The organism is Cyanobacteria bacterium GSL.Bin1 (assembly GCA_009909085.1).
In the GTDB taxonomy this organism is placed as follows: domain Bacteria; phylum Cyanobacteriota; class Cyanobacteriia; order Cyanobacteriales; family Rubidibacteraceae; genus Halothece.
Genome location: JAAANX010000116.1, coordinates 1 through 3,775 on the forward strand (window position 1 = coordinate 1; position 3,775 = coordinate 3,775).

At 44.7% G+C, this 3,775-nt stretch carries 3 protein-coding genes and 1 pseudogene; 3 read left to right on the top strand and 1 reads right to left on the bottom strand.

All coding sequences use genetic code 11. The features are described from left to right. A partial coding sequence (locus tag GVY04_15535) for an IS66 family transposase (protein NBD17490.1) occupies positions 1-1,332 on the bottom strand: 1,332 nt, incomplete at its 3' end. A gap of 63 nt (positions 1,333-1,395) precedes the next feature. Here GVY04_15535 and GVY04_15540 point away from each other — a divergent pair. From GVY04_15540 to GVY04_15550, 3 genes and pseudogenes are all read left to right on the top strand, one after another. Further along, positions 1,396-2,469: a potassium channel protein gene (locus tag GVY04_15540; GenBank protein ID NBD17491.1), complete on the top strand. Its 1,074-nt coding sequence runs from the start codon at positions 1,396-1,398 to the stop codon at positions 2,467-2,469. A gap of 426 nt (positions 2,470-2,895) precedes the next feature. Further along, positions 2,896-3,426, top strand: a pseudogene (locus GVY04_15545) (restriction endonuclease). Between the two features lie 3 nt (positions 3,427-3,429). Continuing rightward, positions 3,430-3,678 (top strand): hypothetical protein, encoded by a 249-nt coding sequence (locus tag GVY04_15550; GenBank protein NBD17492.1) that lies wholly within the window; start codon positions 3,430-3,432, stop codon positions 3,676-3,678. Positions 3,679-3,775 lie beyond the last annotated feature (97 nt).

Below are 3,775 nucleotides of genomic sequence, written 5' to 3' on the forward strand. Positions count from 1 at the left end.
AGTCGTTTGACGAAACCGTGCCATCGAACGAGAACCGCCACTAACCTTGCGCTTGGTTACCGCTAGTCTCAAGCAGCGCTCCGCTAAGTTATTATCCGGAGGCACAGTGGGATCACAGAGAAAATACCACCACTGGTCAGCTTTTTCCCGCAGCGATCGCAACAGTTTTCCGGCCTCATAACCGGCAACTTTCCTCCATTGTTGAATTTGAGCTACCACTCTCGGACGAAACTTCCGAGCCCAATCTCGGTAAGCCACCCCATCAAGGTATTCTCGCCATTTTCGATGTTGTTGAAAGGCTTCATCAATCAAATCCAGGAAAGTTTCTGCAATCACTTGATTGTGGCGACCTTTCAATTTCCACAATCTTTGAAAATGACGACGCAAATGAGCTAGACATTTTTGTTGAGCCAGCACCGGATAACCGTTATAGGTGCTAAAGTCATCACTAATCAGCACCCCTTGATAGCTAGCGCCCAAGACGGTTTGCAGTTCCACTCGGCCTCTGGTATCTCCGGCGTGGAATAAACAAAACTTCTCTCCCGCTAAGACCCACAACCATTCCTTGGTTCCTTTCACAGGCCAAGGGGTTTCATCGCTATGAAGATGAGGGGTCTTCTGGTTAATCCATTCCTGGAGTGCTTCTACACTGGGCGCTAGCGCCGTTTGCACTCGTTCATTGGTTGCCACCAAAGTACCTGGGCTGATTTCGAGTCCTCCCAATTCCCATAAGAATTCTTGTTGTTTTTCATAGGAAAGATGTCCATAGTTGCCCAGCCAAGATAACAACCCTTGTAATTGGAATCCTAAATCTTGACCGGGCATGAAGCCACTCGGGGGTTCTGCTTTGGCGATTCCCCCACACTCTTGACACTGACAATGGTGACGCTGATATTCGACGATTTCAATCGGTCGCTCCACCAGTTGCGCTACTTGATTCTTCTCAATTTTGACCGCTTCGGATTTCAATTTTTGGCTACCACAATGAGGACAATTTTCCGGGCGCGTCATTTCGTAACGATCCACGCGACCAAACCCTTTTCGTGTTTTTCCTTGATGCCCCGGTTGACCCCCTGGCTTTCTTTTCGGAGAGTTCTTTTTCTCAGTGCTTGGCTCAGGTTTCTCTTTCTCGCTTTTTTTCAGTAAATCAGTTGAGGGGGGCTTTGATGAGGTTTGGCTATCGAGGTTGAGGCTGGCTTTGAGTCTTTCAATTTCCTGAGTGAGTTGATTGATTTGTGCCTGCTGGGCAATGATGATTTCCACCAGTTTTTCTTTGGGCAACTGGCTCAGTTCTTCCGCTTTGGGGAACGAGTGCTCTTGGCTCATCATCATGGCTTCAGCTTAACCCTTTTTTGACTCCTGTCAACCCTTATACCTGAATCCTTACATTAAAAGATGTATTCATTTGATCAAAATTATCGGCGCTTACAGCAACAGTTAGTAGGGGGCGGAATCACCTTAGCCGGCGTTTTTTTTGTCGGAACAGCTTGGTATCACTTTGTTGAACAGTGGACTTGGTCAGAAGCCGCTTATATGACAGTAATCACGCTTTCAACTGTCGGCTTTTCGGAAGTGCGTCCTTTACCAGAACGCTCACAGCTGTTTACAATTGGCTTGATCGCCGCTGGGTTGATTACCATAGGTTATATTGTTAACCGCTTCACAGAAGCAATTATTCAAGGTTATTTTCAAAAAGGCATTCAACTGAGGCAAAGAAAACGTTTGATTGATCTACTCACTTCTCACTATATTATTTGTGGGTTTGGACGCATGGGAAGACAAATTTGCCGCGAATTTCAGTCGGAGTCGATTCCCTTTATTGTGATTGACAAATCTCCCGAAAAGGTGGAGGTAGCGCGTAATGCCAATTATCTTGCCTTAGAAGGAGATGCCACCCTTGATGAAACCCTGGTTGAGGTAAAAATCAAAGATGCAGTTTGTTTGGTTGCGGCGTTGAGTTCTGATGCCGAAAATCTCTACACGATTTTATCGGCAAAAACCCTCAATCCAAAGGTGCGCGCGATCGCGCGAGCCAATACTGAAGAAGCAGTACAAAAATTGCAACGGGCAGGGGCTGATGCGGTGGTTTCTCCCCACATTACTGGTGCCAGACGTTTAGCAGCAGCTGCGTTACGCCCGCAAGTGATGGACTTTGTGGATGGCATTTTAGCTGGAACTGAAGGTTCGTTTTATATTGAAGAATTTCTCCTTGATCCCTCTAGTAGTCCTTGCGTGGGACAAACATTGAGCCAAGCGCGATTGAGAGCGCAATCGGGTGCCTTAGTTCTCGCTATTCGCCGTGCCGATGGCACCTTAATTGGTGGTCCTACTGCTAATGAAGTTTTGCAAGCGGGAGACTTACTGTTTTGTATGGGAACGGCGGAGCAATTGCGCCAAATTAATCGGATTCTTGACCCCCATCGGGGGAGGGCACCCCGCACTCCCCGAGATAAATCAGAAGGAAACTAACTAACCGCGAGTTCTTTCAATATGTTCCATGATGCGTCTTTTCCGCGAATCCATTTGATTAGAGCTATTGTCTTGGTTAGAAATAAAATCTGTGGTCTGGTTTAAGTGGTCAAAAATGCGGCGTTTACGTTCAGGAGAAAAAGTAGCCATGATTAAACCTTCAAAATTGAGGATAGTCCAAAGTAATTTTAACAAGTTGCTCCCGTCATTGTGGTCAGTTTTTGGTCTGAATGATTGCCTTTTTCAGGGGCGTTCTCAGGTTGGTTTCTCTTCGACTTTTAATTTTTGAATCACTGATTGATGCTTATTTTCAACTACAAAAAATGTCCTAATTCTATGATGATAGACAGAACAACATGATCCAATTGCGCTTGACCACGAACCCTGGTATCGAGGATGTTGTAGAGCAAGAATTGCGCGATCGCGCTAGAACAAAAATTCCGCACATATCTTACTGAGAACTACGAGTTTCAACTCGGTAATTCTGCATCTGGTATCGATTTTCCAGAACTCGATGTAGATATTAAAACGACCAGTATTCGACAACCTCAATCTTCATGCCCCTTTAGATCTGCACGTCAGAAAATATATGGGCTTGGTTACGGAGTTTTAATCTTTGTTTATGAAAAGTCAGATGATGATACAGCGCGGAGTGCCCAGCTTGATTTAAAACATACAATTTATGTGGAGTCATCCCGTACAGCGGATTATCAGATGACTCGTGGAATTCTTGAAATACTTGAGCGAGATGGGAATCGGGATGATATTGTTGCATTTATTCATGACAGAAATTTGCCAGTAGATGACATAGAAGCTAATAATTTGGCAGAAGCGATATTAGAAAATCCACCGCTTCAAGGCTATCTAACAATCTCGAATGCGCTTCAATGGAGACTACAGTATAGTCGCGTGATCCAGAAAGCTGGAGAAGTCGAAGGGGTTCAACGCTTGAGGTAAGTCATGAGAAAAACGAAGAAGAAATGGGAATATGGGGACTTTCAAACCTCCATAGATCTCGCTAGACAATGCTGCCAAGTTATTCAATCCTTTGGATGTCTTCCGAAAACCATTATTGAACCCACCTGTGGCTATGGAAATTTTGCACTTGCAGCAGCTGAGTGTTTTGAGTCAGCAGCAAAAATCTATGCCTTTGATATTAATAAGACATATATAGATCAGTTTGAAAAACGGATTCCACCATCAGGGTAAGCGCAAGAAAATTTAGGTCTCAAATAGGTTAGAGTATAAAGGAATCGAAGCGTTAAGAACTTGCAACAAATACGCCACATCCATGCTAGCTCGTTTC